This window comes from Bacillus ectoiniformans, from assembly GCF_016908875.1.
Taxonomy (GTDB): Bacteria; Bacillota; Bacilli; order Bacillales; family Domibacillaceae; genus Bacillus_BX; species Bacillus_BX ectoiniformans.
On record NZ_JAFBES010000004.1, the window covers coordinates 286,396 to 304,680 of the forward strand.

The 18,285-nt window shown below is 43.8% G+C and carries 15 protein-coding genes; 2 read left to right on the top strand and 13 right to left on the bottom strand.

Annotated elements, in window-relative coordinates; translation table 11 throughout:
• Window positions 1–10: 10 nt before the first annotated feature.
• The 6 genes from JOC78_RS08375 to JOC78_RS08400 all read right to left on the bottom strand — a co-directional run bounded on the left by JOC78_RS08375 (window position 11) and on the right by JOC78_RS08400 (window position 7,602).
• Window positions 11–364 (bottom strand): phage holin family protein, encoded by a 354-nt coding sequence (locus tag JOC78_RS08375; RefSeq protein WP_204554083.1) that lies wholly within the window; start codon window positions 362–364, stop codon window positions 11–13.
• Window positions 365–379: 15 nt separating this feature from the next.
• A complete protein-coding gene (locus tag JOC78_RS08380; protein ID WP_204554085.1) occupies window positions 380–1,531 on the bottom strand; it encodes a DUF4097 family beta strand repeat-containing protein in 1,152 nt (383 codons plus the stop codon).
• A 96-nt stretch (window positions 1,532–1,627) separates the two neighbouring features.
• The gene (gene uvrA / locus JOC78_RS08385) at window positions 1,628–4,477 is read right to left on the bottom strand and encodes an excinuclease ABC subunit UvrA (protein ID WP_204554087.1); all 2,850 of its coding nucleotides are present in this window, start codon (window positions 4,475–4,477) and stop codon (window positions 1,628–1,630) included.
• A 6-nt stretch (window positions 4,478–4,483) separates the two neighbouring features.
• The gene (gene uvrB, locus JOC78_RS08390) at window positions 4,484–6,466 is read right to left on the bottom strand and encodes an excinuclease ABC subunit UvrB (protein WP_204554089.1); all 1,983 of its coding nucleotides are present in this window, start codon (window positions 6,464–6,466) and stop codon (window positions 4,484–4,486) included.
• A 186-nt stretch (window positions 6,467–6,652) separates the two neighbouring features.
• Window positions 6,653–6,886 (bottom strand): CsbA family protein, encoded by a 234-nt coding sequence (locus JOC78_RS08395; protein WP_204554091.1) that lies wholly within the window; start codon window positions 6,884–6,886, stop codon window positions 6,653–6,655.
• 71 nt (window positions 6,887–6,957) lie between these two features.
• Window positions 6,958–7,602 carry a YfbR-like 5'-deoxynucleotidase gene (locus JOC78_RS08400; protein WP_204554093.1) on the bottom strand — a complete coding sequence of 215 codons (645 nt, stop codon included), beginning with the start codon at window positions 7,600–7,602 and terminating at the stop codon, window positions 6,958–6,960.
• Between the two features lie 138 nt (window positions 7,603–7,740).
• On the opposite strand from JOC78_RS08400, the gene JOC78_RS08405 reads away from it, so the two are divergent.
• A complete protein-coding gene (locus JOC78_RS08405) occupies window positions 7,741–8,571 on the top strand; it encodes an undecaprenyl-diphosphate phosphatase (protein WP_204554095.1) in 831 nt (276 codons plus the stop codon).
• Window positions 8,572–8,597: 26 nt separating this feature from the next.
• On the opposite strand, the gene JOC78_RS08410 is transcribed toward JOC78_RS08405, so the two are convergent.
• A complete protein-coding gene (locus tag JOC78_RS08410; RefSeq protein WP_204554097.1) occupies window positions 8,598–9,932 on the bottom strand; it encodes a hemolysin family protein in 1,335 nt (444 codons plus the stop codon).
• A gap of 552 nt (window positions 9,933–10,484) precedes the next feature.
• Here JOC78_RS08410 and JOC78_RS08415 point away from each other — a divergent pair.
• Window positions 10,485–10,691, top strand: coding sequence for a hypothetical protein (locus JOC78_RS08415; RefSeq protein ID WP_204554099.1), 207 nt, complete (start codon window positions 10,485–10,487; stop codon window positions 10,689–10,691).
• 158 nt (window positions 10,692–10,849) lie between these two features.
• Here JOC78_RS08415 and JOC78_RS08420 read toward each other — a convergent pair whose 3' ends face one another.
• From JOC78_RS08420 to JOC78_RS08445, 6 genes are all read right to left on the bottom strand, one after another.
• Window positions 10,850–12,880: a catalase gene (locus JOC78_RS08420; RefSeq protein WP_204554101.1), complete on the bottom strand. Its 2,031-nt coding sequence runs from the start codon at window positions 12,878–12,880 to the stop codon at window positions 10,850–10,852.
• Between the two features lie 155 nt (window positions 12,881–13,035).
• Window positions 13,036–14,205, bottom strand: a complete 1,170-nt coding sequence (locus JOC78_RS08425; RefSeq protein WP_204554103.1) for a PDZ domain-containing protein — start codon at window positions 14,203–14,205, stop codon at window positions 13,036–13,038.
• A gap of 120 nt (window positions 14,206–14,325) precedes the next feature.
• Complete coding sequence (locus JOC78_RS08430) at window positions 14,326–15,783, bottom strand: S41 family peptidase (RefSeq protein WP_204554105.1); 1,458 nt, start codon at window positions 15,781–15,783, stop codon at window positions 14,326–14,328.
• Window positions 15,784–15,865: 82 nt separating this feature from the next.
• Window positions 15,866–17,008 carry a trans-sulfuration enzyme family protein gene (locus JOC78_RS08435; RefSeq protein WP_204554107.1) on the bottom strand — a complete coding sequence of 381 codons (1,143 nt, stop codon included), beginning with the start codon at window positions 17,006–17,008 and terminating at the stop codon, window positions 15,866–15,868.
• A gap of 106 nt (window positions 17,009–17,114) precedes the next feature.
• Window positions 17,115–17,696 (bottom strand): peroxiredoxin family protein, encoded by a 582-nt coding sequence (locus tag JOC78_RS08440; RefSeq protein ID WP_204554109.1) that lies wholly within the window; start codon window positions 17,694–17,696, stop codon window positions 17,115–17,117.
• Complete coding sequence (locus tag JOC78_RS08445) at window positions 17,689–18,282, bottom strand: hypothetical protein (protein WP_204554111.1); 594 nt, start codon at window positions 18,280–18,282, stop codon at window positions 17,689–17,691. Before JOC78_RS08445 ends, JOC78_RS08440 begins: the two co-directional genes overlap by 8 nt.
• Window positions 18,283–18,285 lie beyond the last annotated feature (3 nt).

Sequence of the window (18,285 nt, forward strand, 5' to 3'; positions counted from 1 at the left end):
CGCCAGCGCACTATGCGCTATGTTTTTGAAACACAGTCATTTGCAGCACCAAATTGACAATCGCCATAATCACAGCGATGAATAAGGCCATTCCAAATCCAGAAATTTCAAAGGCACTGCCCATGATCCCATCCGTTAATAATAAAGTGACGGCATTAATGACGAATAGGAAAAATCCCAGTGTGACAAATGTAATTGGCAAGGTAAAAATGATTAGCAGCGGCCGCACTAGAATATTTAATACCGACAGTACGACACTCGCTATCACCGCTGACAGAAAGCTATCAATATAGAGCCCTGAGAAATATCCGGATATCGCTACAAATAAGACGGCATTGATGAGGATGCCTAGAAGCCATTTCATCTTTTCACACACCTTTTATTCAATAATCGGCGTCTCTGTGTCTTTCTCTTTTGGCTGCGTTCCTACGGTTTTGACAACCACTGATCCCGTTCTAGTTTCCGCTTCGATCGCCACTCGCTCTAACGCCTCGTGCTCACTTTCAAATCGAACCAGTTTTTGAACCATTTCTTCTTTTTCTGTCACTCGCTTCATTCCCGTTTCAGGAAGCTGCAATGATCCTAAATTCGTGCGGAGTTCGCCTTTCATGCTGACTGTATCCGGCACATAGATTTCAATATTGCCTGTTACTGCCTGCGTTTTCACTGTGTGAGCGGCGCCAGATTTTACATCGCATAAGATGTTTCCGTTAAAGGATTTAATATCTGTGAAGCCGAATGTTCCAACGACATGAACCGCACCATAAAAGGAATTTGCTTCTGCTTTTTTACCCGTGCAGTCGATTAAATAAATCTGCCCGTTTCCTGTTTCTCCTTCAAACTGATCAATGCGCGAGTTTTTCACTTCAATTTTTCCGTTCGCGGCTTTGACTTCTAACTCCCGAACCTCGGCATCTCTCATAGAGAAGGAACCGCTGAACAATTTGACGGAAATTTCATCATAGGCTGACTGCGGAACATAAAGAACTGTATCGACTTTCATCAGCTTTAAACCAATGGAAAAAGACAGCTTATCTTCACGCGCATAGAACACACTATTCTTAATGAACGCTTCGCGTGCTTCATCTTCACTGTCTGCACCGTATACTTTCACCTGGCATTCCGCTTTGACGCCAGGTTCATCCCACGGTTTTATGGTCAAATTGCCGCTGGCCGCCTCAGCTTTAATTTTAACAGGTGAACAGTTAGCTTCATGAAACTCATGCGAAAACTCAACGGCCTTACCGAGCGGCAATTCGAAATCTTTCAATTTCTGCACGGTGGATTGAACGAATTGAAATAGCTTATCTTTAGGCTGATTGAATGAACTGCCTGATTGTGAACCGCCCATTTGTCCGGCGAATTTCTGGCCAAAGCTTGCCAATTCATCGAAAAAGTTATCTTTCTTTTCTTTCCCGCCATAGCCAGTTTGATTTTCTTTTTCTAACGCTTCTAGTAAAGTCAGCCCTTCACTAGCCGTAATCACTCCCGCTTCAATCATTTCTAAAATTCGTTTTTTCTCTGCGCTCATTCCAAACCCTCCAGTTTATTGAAATTATATTCTTTCTTTACATACGCTATTCGCTAAAAAAAGTTTCATTCACTAGCTGAGTTTTACTTGCGAGCCTTACTGCGTAATTTCCATCCGTTCTCTTTCTCTCGCTAAAATCCGTTTTAAATAATAGCCAGTATAAGAGCCTTCTACTTCTGCCACATCTTCTGGCGTGCCGGATGCGACAATTGTTCCGCCTTTATCTCCGCCTTCAGGGCCGAGGTCGATAATGTAATCAGATGCTTTAATCACATCCAAGTTATGTTCGATCACTAATACCGTATCTCCATTTTCCACTAACCGCTGGAGGACATCGAGCAAGCGGGAAATATCATCTACATGCAATCCTGTCGTCGGCTCATCCAATATATAAAGGGAGCGCCCATTAGAACGGCGATGCAATTCAGAAGCAAGCTTGACTCGCTGTGCTTCTCCGCCAGACAGAGTAGTAGCCGGCTGTCCAAGCTTAATGTATCCAAGACCTACATCATAAATGGTTTGCAGCTTTCGGCGGATCTTCGGAATGTTTTCAAAAAACTCCAGTGCATCTTCCACGGTCATCCCTAGCACATCCGAAATATTCTTCCCTTTATATTTCACTTCTAGTGTTTCCCGGTTGTATCGCTTGCCATGACACACTTCACAAGGGACATAGACATCCGGCAGGAAATGCATCTCAATTTTAATAATTCCATCTCCGCGGCAGGCTTCACAGCGACCGCCTTTTACATTGAAGCTAAACCGGCCTTTTTTATAGCCGCGCACTTTCGCTTCGTTGGTTGATGCGAACACATCACGAATGTCATCAAAAACGCCTGTGTAAGTGGCAGGATTAGATCGAGGTGTACGCCCAATCGGTGACTGGTCGATATCAATGACTTTTTCCAAATGTTCAATGCCTTTAACCTCTTTATGCTGACCTGGCTTACTTTTCGCTTTATGCAGCTTTTGAGCCAGAGATTTATGGAGAATGTCATTAATCAACGTACTTTTCCCGCTGCCTGAGACGCCGGTAACAGAGGTAAATACCCCAAGCGGAAACTTCGCTTTCACATTGTGAAGGTTGTTTTCTTTCGCACCGATAACTTCGATCCAGCGTCCGTCCGGCTTTCGGCGTTTATGCGGCAATGGAATATACTTTTTCCCTGATAAATATTGGCCGGTCAAAGATGCCGGGTCATTCATTACTTCTTCCGGCGTTCCCGCCGATACGACTTCACCGCCGTGCACGCCCGCTCCCGGCCCAATATCAATAAGGTAATCAGCAGCCATCATCGTATCTTCATCATGTTCAACAACGATCAGCGTATTGCCGATATCCCGCATATTTTGCATCGTGCTGATTAAGCGGTCATTGTCCCGTTGATGCAACCCGATGGATGGCTCATCTAAAATGTACAAGACACCCGTTAACCTCGACCCAATTTGAGTAGCGAGCCTAATCCGCTGGGCTTCTCCGCCAGACAGTGTGCCAGCTGCTCGGCTTAGGGTTAAATAATCCAAGCCCACATTAATTAAAAAGCTTAACCGTTCACAGATTTCCCTTAAGATTAAATGGGCAATTTTCATTTCTTTTTCTGACAGTGTTAATTGTTTAAAGAAAGCCTCCGCCTCTTCAATCGAATAATCGGTCACTTCACCAATATGGAAGCCGGCAATTTTTACGGCTAGGCTTTCTTTTTTCAAACGATACCCTTTACACGACGAACATTTCTGTTGCCCCATATATTTTTCCATTTGCTCGCGAATATAATCGGAGCTCGTTTCCCGATAGCGGCGTTCAATATTATTCATGACACCTTCAAAAACAAGCTTATTTTCTCTAATTTGTCCGAAGTCATTTTCATAGCGGAAATGAATTCGATCACGGCCTGATCCATGCAGCACTTTATCCAGCTGGTCTTTCGGCAGATCCTTCACCGGCGTGTCCATATCAATGCCGTAATGATCGCAGACCGCCTGGAGCAACTGCGGATAATATTGAGAACTCGTTGGCTCCCAAGGGGCAATCGCATGCTCTTTTAAACTGAGATCCCAGTTGGGAATGACAAGATCAGGATCTACTTTTAACTTATTGCCAAGGCCATCACACGTGGGACAAGCGCCGTATGGACTGTTAAACGAAAACATTCTCGGCTCCAGCTCTCCGATCGAAAATCCGCAATGCGGACAAGCATGATGTTCACTGAATAATAATTCCTCTTGGCCAATCACATCTATGATGACGTTTCCTTCACCAAGCTTCAAAGCTGCTTCTAGCGAGTCTGCGAGACGAGATTCTACGCCTTCTTTTACAACGACACGGTCAATGACGACTTGAATGGAGTGCTTTTTATTTTTTTCGAGCTCAATCTCTTCTTCTACTTCCCTCATTTCACCGTTCACGCGCACCCGCACATAGCCTTGTTTCTTAATGTCTTCTAAAACTTTGGCGTGCGTACCCTTTCTGCCGGAAACAATCGGTGCAAGAACCTGGAGCTTCGTTCGCTCCTCATACTGCATAATGCGATCCACCATCTGTTCGATCGTCTGTGACGTGATTTCGATCCCATGCACAGGACAGACCGGACGGCCGACACGGGCAAACAGCAAACGCAGATAATCATAAATTTCAGTCACTGTTCCGACTGTGGAGCGCGGATTTTTACTCGTTGTTTTCTGATCGATTGAGATCGCAGGGGACAGTCCCTCAATCGCATCCACATCTGGCTTATCCATTTGTCCCAAAAATTGACGGGCATAAGCAGACAGGGATTCGACGTACCTCCGCTGGCCTTCTGCATAAATCGTATCAAAAGCAAGCGAGGACTTTCCCGAACCGGAAAGGCCGGTCAACACGACCAGCTGATCCCTCGGAATCGTAATATCCAAGTCTTTTAAGTTATGCGCTCTTGCTCCTTTAACTATAATTTTATCTATTCCCATTTACCGTCATCCTTCCGATTTCAACTCTAACAATGCATCGCGAAGCTGGGCCGCCCGTTCGAAATCAAGCGCTTTTGCTGCATCCTTCATTTCGGCCTCTAAGCTTGCCATTAAGCGGTCTTTCTCTTTGGCGGACATCTTCTTTTTCGATTTTCCTTGCGCGGTGTACGTTTCTGATTCCTCCGCCGCATGAGTGGCCCGAATCACATCGCGAATATCCTTTTGAATCGTTTGAGGTGTAATTCCGTGCTTTTCGTTATATTCCTGCTGAATAATTCGGCGCCTCTTCGTTTCGTCAATCGCTTTTGTCATCGAATCCGTCATTTTATCTGCGTACATAATGACGTGGCCGGATGCATTTCGCGCCGCTCGTCCCATCGTTTGGATCAATGATCTCTCCGAACGCAAGAAGCCTTCTTTATCCGCATCAAGAATCGCCACAAGGGACACTTCCGGTATATCAAGTCCTTCTCTTAACAAGTTAATCCCAACGAGAACGTCGTATTTTCCAAGCCGAAGATCCCTGATGATTTCAATCCGTTCAAGCGTTTTAATTTCACTGTGCAAATACTGCACTTTAATGCCGATCTCTTTTAAATAATCAGTTAAATCCTCGGACATTTTCTTCGTTAACGTCGTGATTAGCACTCGTTCATTTTTCTCAATTCGTTCATTGATTTCTCCAAGTAAATCATCTATCTGGCCTTCAATCGGGCGAATATCAACTGTCGGATCCAACAATCCTGTTGGACGAATGATCTGCTCCACCATTTTAGGGGTGTGCTCCAGTTCATATGGTCCAGGTGTCGCCGATACAAACACTGCCTGATGAACATGCTCCTCAAACTCCGCAAATGTCAGCGGACGGTTGTCCTTCGCAGAAGGCAAACGGAAGCCATGATCCACAAGCACCTGCTTGCGCGCCTGGTCCCCATTGAACATTCCTCGGACTTGAGGCAAGGTCACGTGAGACTCATCCACGACAAGCAAAAAATCATCTGGAAAATAATCAAGCAGCGTATATGGTGTTGAACCCGGCGGCCTTAATGTTAAATGACGGGAATAGTTCTCGATTCCTGAACAAAACCCCATCTCCCGCATCATTTCTAAATCGTAGCGAGTACGCTGCTCTAAACGCTGCGCTTCAAGCAGCTTGTCGTCTTCACGCATAATCGCCAGCTGTTCTTCCAGCTCTTGCTCAATATTGCCAATCGCGATTCTCATCTTCTCTTCACGGGTTACGAAGTGGGAAGCAGGGAAAATAGCGACATGATCACGGTCACCAAGAATCTCACCAGTTAACGCATCCACTTCACGAATCCGGTCAATCTCATCACCGAAAAACTCGACGCGCAGACAATGCTCATCACGAGAAGCAGGGAAGATCTCCACCACATCCCCGCGAACACGAAACGTTCCGCGTTTGAAATCAATGTCGTTGCGGGCATATTGGACGTCCACTAATTTTCGAAGCAGCTGATTTCGTTCAATCTCCATGCCCGTTCTCAATGAAATGACCAGCTCCCGATATTCTTCAGGCGAACCTAAACCGTAAATACACGAGACACTGGCAATGATAATGACATCTTCTCTTTCAAATAATGACGAGGTCGCTGAATGGCGCAGCTTATCTATTTCATCATTAATGCTCGCGTCTTTTTCGATAAATGTATCCGTTTGCGGCACATACGCTTCCGGCTGATAATAATCGTAGTAGCTGACGAAGTACTCGACCGCATTATTCGGAAAGAACTCTTTAAATTCACTGTATAGCTGTCCGGCCAATGTTTTGTTATGGGCAATAATCAAGGTCGGCTTCTTCACTTCTTTAATCACATTGGATATCGTAAATGTCTTACCCGTACCTGTAGCGCCCAGCAGGGTTTGGTGTTTTTTTCCCTGTTTAATGCCTTCGACTAACTCAGCAATGGCCGCTGGCTGATCGCCCTGCGGTGTATATTTAGAGACAATCTCAAAGTCTTTTTTCACTGTAATCCCCCTGCTCGCGCCGTTTCTCTTCTATAAAATAAGCGAACGGTTCCTGAATATTTGATTACTACTCATAATCCCCATTTTATCACAATTGAAACATGGAACACCAATCTTAAGCGTACATATGTTCCGATGTTTAAAGAAAAAAGAACTGCCTCCATTCATCCTAGAGACAGTTCCATTCTACTTATTCAGCTTTAAGTTTTTCATCATGCGATTAGATAGCCAAAAGCCTACCGTCAACGAAGCAGCATCAATAACGATCAGCGACCACGTATGCGTGTACCCTTTATAAACAGAAGCGGTAATTAAGGCCACTGTTAAAATAAGACCAAGAAACTGATTGAATGTCACCCTAGTAAAAAAGACAACAAGCATACCCGGTAAAAAAATGGCCAATATTACTTTATCTATCATATACTCACTCCAAAAGAAACGATTTCTGTTACCATCATATCGAATCTCTCATTCTTAAAAAAGGGTTCCGGTTAATTATTTTCATATTTTTGAACAATCATTTCCGTCATGTGACTCAGTTCGCTATGTGGAATAAACTTTTCCGACAGCATGTCCGGCAATATGTTCTGAATGAAATATTGCACACAATTCATATCATTGAACTTCATAATCGTGGACAAGGCTTCTTGATAAATCTCTAAGAATAACGGATCTGGATTGCGTTTTAATATTTCTCCAAAGGACTCGTACAGTAAATCAATTTTATCTGCGACAGAGAGAATTCTGCCTTCTAGCGTATCATCTTTCCCTTCCTTAAACCGCTCGATATAAATGTCCTGCAGATCTTTCGGAAACTCCTGTTCAACAAACTTCTTCGCCATTTGTTCCTCCACTTGAGAAAATAAGGCTTTCAATTCATTCGTGGCGTATTTAACAGGTGTTTTAATATCACCTGTGAAAAGCTCAGAATAGTCATGGTTCAGCGACTTTTCATATAAAGACCGCCAGTTGACCTCTTCTCCTTCTCTCTCTTCCACCGTCGCTAAAAACTGAGCGATTTTGGTTACTTTGAAAGAGTGAGCCGCTACCGTATGGGTTTGAAATTTAAACTTCCCGGGCAGCCGATACAGATGTTCAAGATCAGACAAACTCTTAAAATAAGTATGTATTCCCATATACATCGCTCCTTTTTCATCTGTGAAATTCAACCATTCTTTTTTCAGCTAGCATGTCCTCTTAAAAATGGACATATTCTAATTGTATCCATATAATCAGTTATTGGTCTATTATTTTTATTTTTAAGGAGTGAGAGAATGGATTGGTGGGCAGTGATCGTCGCCATCATCCTGGGACTGGTGGAAGGAGCAACTGAGTTTGCACCCGTTTCTTCAACCGGCCACATGATATTAGTCGATGATATGATATTAAAGTCGAAGAAGCTATTTTCTGAACCAGTGGCCAATACCTTTAAAGTGGTCATTCAACTGGGATCTATACTTGCCGTCGTCATCGTATTTAAACAGCGTATCTTTAGCTTGCTTGGCTTCGGAAAGCGGACAGCCCCTTATGAAGAAGGTAACGGTTCCTTAAAGCTTCGGCATATTGTTGTCGGACTGCTGCCGGCTGTCGTTCTCGGGTTCTTATTTGAAGATTATATTGATGAACACCTCTTTTCAGTGCCGACCGTGTTAATCGGCCTTGTCGTTGGCGCATTTTTGATGATCGCCGCAGACCGTTTTGCCCCTGTATTGCCTAAAACAGAAACCGTTGATCATATTTCGTACCGGCAGGCCTTCTTGATTGGGTTGTTTCAATGCTTGGCTCTATGGCCGGGATTTTCCCGCTCCGGTTCATCCATTTCAGGCGGTGTTCTGTTAGGTATGAGCCACCGGGCCGCTGCTGACTTTACATTTATTATGGCTGTGCCAATTATGGCTGGAGCCAGCGCCTTATCACTTATCAAAAACTGGTCGTATTTCACGATGGATGCCCTGCCTTTTTTTGTGGCTGGCTTTATCAGCGCGTTTGTATTTGCCTTGCTTTCGATTCGCTTCTTTTTGGCGTTAATCAATAAAGTAAAGCTAGTACCGTTTGCCATCTATCGGATCGTGCTTGCAGGCATTATTTATATATTCTTTTTATAAGGCAAAAGCCTGACCGCTATATGCGATCAGGCTTCTTCTGCTAGTGGAGTAATATCCGTAACTTGCGCTAGTTCTTGCTTCGTTACTTCAATAAATTTAATATGGTACCCATCCATTTCAATGATTTTGAACAGGTAACCGTCCCGTTCAATGGAATCGCCTTCTTGAACCTCAAATTTCTCTGTTAAGATCCAGCCGCCGACTGTATCCACATCTTCATCATCAATATCAAGACCAAATAAATCATTAACTTCGCCGATCAGCACTTTCCCGTCCAGTATGGTTTGGCTGTCATTCACCTTCTTGACCATTGGCTTTTCATCCTGGTCAAATTCGTCGCGAATTTCTCCGACAATTTCCTCTAGAATGTCTTCAACGGTGACTAGACCAGCCGTGCCGCCATATTCATCAATTAAGATTGCCATATGAATCCGGTCCTTCTGCATTTTCAGAAGCAAATCATGAATCGCAATGGATTCAATAACTTGGATAACAGGGCGGATATAATGCTCAATCCCCATATCTTTGTTGTGGCCGCGAATATAATCTGTTAACACTTCTTTCATATTCACAATTCCAACGATACGGTCTTTGTCGCCATCTGCTACTGGGTAGCGAGTGTAATTTTCCTCCATTACAATTGGGATACACTCTTCTACGGTCTGCGTCCGGTCAAACACCACAATTTCTGTACGAGGAACCATGATTTCTTTGGCAATCCGGTCGTCAAATTCAAAGATATTGTTTACATATTTATATTCAGATTGGTTAATCTCTCCGCTCTTATAGCTTTCAGACAGAATCATCCGCAGCTCTTCTTCAGAGTGCGCCATTTCATGCTCCGAAACCGGCTTTAATCCGAACAAACCAGTAATTAAGCGGGCAGAACCATTAAGAATCATAATAAAAGGGTACATCAGTCGGTAAAAGATAATCATAGGTTTTGCAAACAGCAAGCTAACTTCCTCAGCTTTTTGAATGGCCAGTGTTTTTGGCGCCAATTCGCCAATGACGACGTGTAAAAAGGTAATCGTCGCAAATGCGATCGCAAACGATAGGATGCTGACAACTGATTCCGTTAAATTGAATTGCTCAAATATCGGATGAAGCAAATGCTCCACTGTCGGTTCCCCGAGCCAACCTAGACCTAAGGCCGTGATCGTGATGCCGAGCTGACAAGCCGATAAATATTCATCCAAATTGGAAACAACCTTTTTTGCAGCCAGCGCATTTTTGTGACCTTCCGCCGCCAGCTGGTCAATTCTCGTGCTTCTTACCTTTACAATTGCAAACTCTGTGGCTACGAAAAAGCCGGTTAACGCAATTAAAAAGGCCACCATGATTAAATTAAATATGTCCAAATAAGATCCTTGCGATCAAATCGATCAGCAAGGAATTACACCTCCTGTTATTGTAAAAATGAATATCTCTATTCAACCGTCCATTTTTTCGTGCGCTGAGGCTTGATCCGGCCCGTTTGCGAACAAAATGACAGCTTATAAGAGACGCTAGCGACAATATGTGCAAACAACATCATGCTTTTCACCTTCCCAATATCCTCACCTCACTTTTTTGCATGTAATTCTACTTTAAAACACCCGACTTTAACAGTCAATGTTAACTGATAAAAATTGTTATGATTTAACTGTCCCATAAATGGATTAAATCTAGCAGCCTTTCCATCAATATATGCAAAAGCAGACCGATTTATTAAATAGGAAAAAGGAGAAGCTGGAGTTGGCTATTCTCACTTTTTTATTCCAAATGAAAGTATATTCATTATTTTAATTAAATGAGCGATAAGGTAATTTATGTTAACATGTATCTAAAGAATAATTCCTCTTATTAATTCAGTTGACAAACACTTTTATGAAAGTTAGACGCGGTTAATTTTCTAACGAGGAGGTGTGACTATGGATTTTTTAAGCTGGTATGATTGGATCACCCCCACTAATCCATTTGCTTCACTATTTTTTGGGGTCCTAGTTACCATCATTCTAGGAATAACTGTATGGGTTGAAACGAAGCAATTTAGAATCGTCCTACTCACAACAGTAACAGGGGTTGTGACGACTGGTATTGGAGTTTTCACACTAAATATGATTGGTTACTATGTATAACGCACTCCAAAATCTTCTTCTCAAGACAACAAGCTCAGAGCTATAAACGCTGAGCTTGTTTCTGTGTTATTGTATGTGTAATTGCACTGTGAATTCAAAATTTAGTTTGTGGGTTTACCTGTTTTCCCACAATAAATGAACGACTAATGCTTACTTTTTTAACGTTTCCAATGACGGTGCGCAGTAATGGCTTCAACAAACTGTGAAGCAAAGTCTTTTGCTTCTTTTTCCACTACAACACCTGGACTGTTCTTGATATTGCCGACCCATTTCGTTCCCTCATGAGTAGCCCCAATTGTTTTAAAGTGCGAATACGCTTCGTTGATAAAATAAGACGCTGCTTTATCAAACGAAGGATCTTCTGACTGGCCACCCACTGCATATATGGCATCGAATAAGACAGAATCCGCTGTCAGGAATGTATGCTGAGGTTCTAGCTTCGTTCCATCCGCTCCCGTCAGCACACCAAGCTGATTGCTAATTAATTCAGGCTGGGTGCCAGCTGCCTTCAACTCATTGATAATAACAGCTGCTTCGGCATCAAAGCCCTCGCCGATAATTACGCCAATTTTGCGTGTAGCAGGCATTTTCTTCGTGTTCTCCTGGCTAAGTGCAGGTGATGATTTCGTTACACCTGAATCTTTTGCTGTCGGTGCATTTGCTCCAATCGCTTTTGCAACGGTAGCCGCTAATTCTGCATTCACATTCGCAAACATATCGACTACTTGCTGCTGAACGGATTTATTCTTTACTTTTCCAAGTTCAAAGCTGAATGCTCCAATGATATGCTCTTTCTCTGGCGCGCTCATGCTGTTCCAGAACATTGTTGCTTGTGAGAAATGGTCTTTGAAGCTGTCGCTGCGGCTGCGCACCTTGCGCCCTTCTATTTTCTCTTGATAATGCGTATATCCGCCTTCCGCTTCGGAAGCAGGAGATGGTGTATTGGCCGCAATCGAATTATTATGATAGCTGACAGGCCCCTTATTGATCGTTTGGCGGCCATAGCCATCCCGCTGGTTATTATGGAAAGGACATACCGGACGATTAATCGGCAGCTCGTGAAAATTTGGTCCTCCAAGACGAATCAGCTGCGTATCTGTATAAGAGAAAAGACGGCCTTGCAGCAATGGATCGTTCGTGAAATCGATGCCCGGCACGACATGTCCTGGATGGAAAGCGACTTGTTCAGTTTCCGCAAATACATTGTCTACGTTGCGGTTCAGCGTCATTTTTCCAACGATCTTCACCGGTACCTCTTCTTCAGGCCAAAGTTTAGTTGGATCAAGCACATCGAAATCGAACTTAAACTCATCTTCTTGGCTGATCAGCTGAACACCCAGCTCGTACTCAGGGAAATCACCATTTTCAATCGCTTCATATAAATCACGGCGGTGGAAATCCGGATCCTTACCTGAAATTTTTTGGGCTTCATCCCATACGAGTGAGTGGGTGCCTAGAACAGGCTTCCAGTGGAACTTCACAAAATGAGCTTTCCCTTCATCATTCACGAAGCGGAATGTATGAACACCGAATCCTTCCATCATACGGAAGCTGCGCGGAATCGCGCGGTCAGACATCGCCCACATGACCATATGTGCCGATTCCTGATTGTTGGCGACGAAATCCCAAAACGTATCGTGTGCCGAAGCAGCTTGCGGCATTTCATTATGCGGTTCAGGCTTCAACGCATGAACTAAGTCCGGAAACTTAATCGCATCTTGGATAAAGAAAACAGGAATATTGTTTCCGACTAAATCATAATTTCCTTCTTCCGTATAGAATTTCGTCGCAAATCCGCGAGCATCACGAACGGTCTCAGCTGATCCGCGTGAACCTGCAACTGTAGAGAAACGGACAAAGACCGGCGTTTTTGCACCAGGTTCTTGCAAAAACTTGGCTTTCGTATATGGTTTCATTGATTCATATACTTCAAATTCACCATGAGCTGCATAACCGCGGGCATGAACAATTCGTTCCGGAATTCGTTCATGGTCAAAGTGCGTCATTTTTTCGCGGAAATGAAAGTCCTCCATCAATGTAGGACCGCGTTCGCCAGCTTTTAATGAAAACTCATCTTCCGACACCTTCAACCCTTGGTTCGTCGTCAGCTTCTGATCTCGATCATCCACTCGGAATTGCTCCAACTGCTCATTTTTGCTGTTTTCATTCACATTACGCTTCTCACTCATCCTGCCGTTCCTCTCCTTTTCGGTCAAATATGTAAAATCACATATTCTAGGTGTACCCTGACAAGATAGTGAACAAACAGAAATTGAAAAAAGAAAAAGGGGGCAGACCCATTAGCGCGTTAAAGCGCTGGGGGTCTGACCCCTTTTTTACTTTTTTATTCAAAATGTTTCTTATCTTCAACAAGAATGAGGCCAAGTTCATGGTGATCGCCTTCGTACAGGGAGCCCTGGACGAATCGCAGCTGTCCGTTGACATCAACGACTTCGAGTTTGCAGTAGGCGGCATTTTTTTGCAGCGCCTCGTAAAACTGAGGTTCATTATTGACTTCGATTCCGTTCACTTTATAGATTAACTCGCCAATTTTCAGATTCATTTTCAAAGCAGGCGTATAAGGAATCACACCAAGAATCATGACGCCTTTCGGCTGAGGGGTAAAGAAATAATGCTTCTTCTTTTCATAGGAATGGTGCCGCCAGGAAATCCATATCCGGCTGATAAACGCAAACGCAACACTTACGACTGCAAGAACTGGAACCCAATAAGAACTTACGGCCAAGATCAGGGCCATGACCCCGATCGCCACGACATTTTTCCCTGTCGCTTTCACTGCCAGTTCGGGCAGCGTGCTTTTCACCAGCTGGGCAAACCCCACTAAAAAGGGAAAGCAGATAAACGCATACTGTTCCGCACCGATAGAAAATACTGGCCACCAAGACCATGAAGAAGTCAACTCACCAGCAGGCAGTACTAAAAATACTGGTACAAGCCATAAACGCTGAGCTAATTGAACGCCTCGGGTCATGCCGCGAGGACTCTTTTCCAAACGGGGGGAAGTTCCTTGCCAGCCTCTTTTTAACACGAGAATTCCTTCTGCCATCAGGAGCAATGCGAGAATGATCGCTAATCCGCTGATGATTCCCTCAAAGGAAAGGCCGCTGTACGGAATAAATGCCCACCCCATTTTTTCAGATAGATAGAATATCAAAAAAGCGGCCCCAAGCGTCCAAGCGGGAGACAGCAAGCGAAAGCCCCACGCACTAAAGATAATTATGATTGCCGCTATGAAGTTAAGTAGATCAATTGGAAGTGCAAGTCCCATGATCAGTGTAATAACTGATAAAATTAAACCGAGCAGCAAGCTCGAAAGCAATATGTAACGAATTTCTTGGTATGTATCGTAAATACGGACATCAAAGTCCTTCCTCTCTCTCGTCACACGCAGGTAACCGACAACGAAAGCGAGCAAAAATGAAAAATAAAATATTGGATGGATAAATAATCTCCAAAGACCCATTAAAAGCTCGGCCATCCACTCTCCTACCATGTCCCATCACCAACCTTACTTTCTTGCTTATTACTCTTTATTGTAACAGATTACTAGCGAATTGATAATTGAACAAATCAAAAACCTTTGACCCATTTTTAAGAGTCAAAGGTTCTTAATCTATCGTTTCAGCTTTTCCTGTAAAAATATCAATGCCGCTTGCAGCTGCAGATCATTCTTTTCTTTCTTCATTTCCGCCACCCACAGCTGCTCAAGTTTCTCTGCCGTCTGCTTGTCAATCTTGCCCGTACCCTTCAATCTAGATTTCAATTGCATGGCCCGCACAGCTTGTTCGGTTTCTTTACTATAGTAGCCATCTGCCTTACCTGGTCCGTATCCAAGACCTTTCAGCATGATTTGCGCACTTTCAATGACTTCATTATTCATTCCGCTTTCAAGCGGCTTCTCTATCTGCAGCGGATGCGCGTAGAAATAGTCCGGCTGCTTCACTTCAATATTCGGCTCAATCCCTTTCGTATGAATCCAGTTTCCGTTTGGTGTCAGCCATTTATGAGTCGTTAGTTTAATATTGCTGCCATCTCCAAGCGGCACCGGCTGCTGCACCGTTCCTTTCCCAAAGGTTTTCGTCCCAATGAGTGTATAGCCTTCAGCTTCTTTCAAGGCTCCTGCGAGAATTTCTGATGCAGAGGCACTTCCTTCATCTGTTAAAACAGCGACAGGATATGGCTTCACTTTTTTCGTGTCAGAGAAATACGGCACTTTCCGTCCTGACTTCTCTTCTATTTGCATATACGGTTTATTCTCTGTGACCAGCTCTTTCAGAATATCTTCTACACTGGATAAGAAGCCTCCAGGATTTCCGCGCACATCAATTAGCAATCCTTCAATTTCTTTTTCCTCCAGCTTTTTCAGCTTCTGTTTGAAATCTTTCGCTGTTTCTTCTGAGAAGGAAGTGATCTCAAGGACACCAATGGATTTTCCATTTTCCGATTTGACCTTGGCAAACACCGTTTCAATTGGAATCTTGTCCCGTTTCACTTCAATGGTAAGCGGCTTGGTCATCCCTTTTCTAATAATCCCAAGCTTGACCGTCGTTCCTTTTTTGCCGCGAATTTTCTTCGTCGCTTCAAATACCGTCAGTCCATTCACCGAATCGCCGTTAATCGATGTAATTTCGTCTTTCGGCTTAAGCCCAGCTTTTTCAGCCGGAGAATCTTTAAACGGAGCAACGATCATGAGCTTGCCGTTTTCCAATGTGATTTCCGCACCGATCCCTTCAAAAGAGGATCCCAGCGAGTCTTCAAACTGCTTGACCGTTTCCGCATCCATATACGCAGAGTAAGGGTCCTTTAATGAACTGACCATGCCATCAATCGCACCTTCCACCAATTGAGTGCGATCCACTTCTTCTACATATTTATCCGCAATAATATTATAGGCTGTCTGCACTTTATGAAGTTCATCCGGCAGCTTGTTCTTTGACGGCTGCGCCGGCTGAATCTCTCGAGGAGTGCCTGCTTCTTCCTTCTCCTCTAGAAGCGTCATGCCTGCATATGTGCCGCCAGCCCCTGTGATCAAAGAAGACACAGCAATGGCTGTGATCCATTTTTTCTTCATATGTCCCGTCCTCCTGCTCCTGAAAGCTTCCGCATGGCGGCGCTTTTTTAACCACTATATGCCGGAGGGGGACGAGTTATGATTAGCGGCTGACAGCTAATGCCGCTTTAAACTGCGCAACTATATCTTTTGCTTCTTCAATTCCAATCGAGATTCGCACGACCCGTTCATTGATGCCGAGTTTCATTTGTTCTTCCTCTGTCAGCGAACGGTGAGATGTCCCTTTTGGATAAGAAACGGTTGTCTCAATACCGGCAAGAGACGGCACAATTTTAATCCAGCCAAGCGAGGAGAAAAATCGGCTCATATCCGTTCCTTCTATTAATTCAACCGTCACCATGGCTCCCTTCCCCGCTTCACTTACATATTCCGGGTAATAGGTTGTTTTCACTTGCGGATGTGCTTGTAAAAATGCCGCCACTTCAGCTGCATTTCTTGACTGACGTTCCATTCGCAAGGAAAGAGTTTTTAATCCACGGCATGCAAGCCACGATTCAAACGGACTTAAATTCAAACCCATATTGACAACACGTTTTCTGGCCTCGGCTATCAGCTCTTGCTTCCCTGTTACGACACCGGCACTGATGTCACTGTGCCCACCGATATATTTGGTTGCGCTATGTATGACGAGATCCACACCATTTATGTAGGGCTGAAGCAGAAACGGTGTCGCAAATGTATTATCCACGATCGAAATCAGCTGATGCTTTTTAGCCAATTCGACCACCGCTGGAATGTTTTCGACTCGTAAAAATGGATTGGTGATCGTTTCTGTATACAGCAGTTTCGTATTCGGCTGAATCGCTGCTTCTACGGCTTCGGTATCTGCAAATGAGACAAACGTTGTCTGAATGCCTAAGTTCAACAGCTCCTCTTTCACCAAATGATAAGTGCCTCCGTAAAGATCTTCTGTAGCCACAATATGATCTCCACTTTTCACAACAGCTAAAATGCCGGCCAAAATCGCACCAAGACCTGACGATACCGCTACCCCATCCGGTGCCCCTTCAAGAGCGGCCACAACCTGAGCCAGCTCATCAGTATTCGGGTTGCCGTTTCTTGTATATAAATAAGGCGTTTCCCCTTCAAAATAACCCTCTAACTGTTCTAGACTATCAAATGAAAAAACGGACGTTTGATAGATCGGTGTGGCTTTGCTTTTAAATGCCCGATCATCCTTCCGTCCGCTGTGAACGACTTTAGTAGTAAACGATAACTCTTTCAATGATATAACCTCCCTTAAACAATAAATTGATTATATTCTGAATTTTATTGAAACGCAAAAAAAGAAGAGTTCACTCGGATTGATTTTCCAATGAACTCATTCTTTATTATTTCGCTTCGCTTACTAAATTTCTCATCATTTCTTCATCCATCGGGCCGATGATTTTTTGATGAATGGTGCCATCTGTGTTGATGATGTAAGTCGTCGGAATTGTATAGGCTTCATACTGCTTGCCAATCGCTCCCTCTTCATCTAAAGGAATCGGAAAGGTTAACTCGTATTGCTTGGCAAACTCCTTGATCGCATCCGTTCCCTTATCACTGCTCGTTAAATTAACTGCAAGAATTTCCACATTGCGATCCTTAGCTTCCTTTTCATAGAACTTCTGCATATGAGGCATTTCCGCTTTACAAGGCGGACACCAGGTCGCCCAAAAGTTTAAAATCACCTTTTTTCCTTGATAATCCGATAAAGACCGTTCTTTGCCATCCAGAGAATTTAAGGTGAAATCAGGAGCCGCTTGTCCCGCACCGAGACCTGATTCTACACTTGAATCCACTTGATTTTCCGTTGCGATCTGACCGGGATTTTCAATTTCGGATTGTTCTTTTCGATCGTTGATGATATTTACAGCAGCAATCCCTATTAGCAGTGCCACTAGCAAGATGCCAAACCATTTTTTACCCAACGCTTTCTCTCCTTTCGTTCCATATCCAAAAGATAGCTACTATACTATACGCCAAAACGGTCATGGAAAATAACTGCCCATTCCAAGAATAAAAGAAAATCTGCCACAGTGTAAACAAGATCAGGCGATTTGACTGGTTAAATAACGAATTTAACCACTTTGTCACAAAGACCAAGCTGCCTGCGAGCTGAATAACAAGCATCAGAGTGAATTCCCCGTTAAGAATCGGCAAGGCGGCTTCCTTGGCGATTACCACTACCATCCAGGTGAAAATAAGTGCCGTCATTTGTTCTCGCGGCCATTTCCATCCTGAGTAAAGAAGATTCATAAGTAAGGCGAGCCATACACCCTTTACTCCGCCATTAAAGTATATAAGCGACATGGGGGCTTGTAAGACGAGTGAAAAACTGAATAGCACGACACTCAGTTTCCATACAGCAATAAATAAAAATACAGCATTGCTGTAGATATCTGCACACTCTTTCCCATAGCGCAGTCTTGCAAACACACCGCCTGCGATGAAAGCCAAAATTAGTGCCAAGTGTGAAGCCGGAAGCGTTAAGGATCCAATTGTAAACCACTTCATTGA

Coding starts and splice junctions, on each gene's coding strand:
- JOC78_RS08395 (WP_204554091.1), bottom strand. CDS start 6,886: ATGATAGATAAAGTAATATTGGCCATTTTTTTACCGGGTATGCTTGTT.
- JOC78_RS08415 (WP_204554099.1), top strand. CDS start 10,485: ATGGATTTTTTAAGCTGGTATGATTGGATCACCCCCACTAATCCATTT.
- JOC78_RS08430 (WP_204554105.1), bottom strand. CDS start 15,783: ATGAAGAAAAAATGGATCACAGCCATTGCTGTGTCTTCTTTGATCACA.
- JOC78_RS08400 (WP_204554093.1), bottom strand. CDS start 7,602: ATGGGAATACATACTTATTTTAAGAGTTTGTCTGATCTTGAACATCTG.
- JOC78_RS08445 (WP_204554111.1), bottom strand. CDS start 18,282: ATGAAGTGGTTTACAATTGGATCCTTAACGCTTCCGGCTTCACACTTG.
- uvrA (WP_204554087.1), bottom strand. CDS start 4,477: ATGGGAATAGATAAAATTATAGTTAAAGGAGCAAGAGCGCATAACTTA.
- JOC78_RS08375 (WP_204554083.1), bottom strand. CDS start 364: ATGAAATGGCTTCTAGGCATCCTCATCAATGCCGTCTTATTTGTAGCG.
- JOC78_RS08425 (WP_204554103.1), bottom strand. CDS start 14,205: ATGGTAGGAGAGTGGATGGCCGAGCTTTTAATGGGTCTTTGGAGATTA.
- JOC78_RS08420 (WP_204554101.1), bottom strand. CDS start 12,880: ATGAGTGAGAAGCGTAATGTGAATGAAAACAGCAAAAATGAGCAGTTG.
- JOC78_RS08405 (WP_204554095.1), top strand. CDS start 7,741: ATGGATTGGTGGGCAGTGATCGTCGCCATCATCCTGGGACTGGTGGAA.
- JOC78_RS08380 (WP_204554085.1), bottom strand. CDS start 1,531: ATGAGCGCAGAGAAAAAACGAATTTTAGAAATGATTGAAGCGGGAGTG.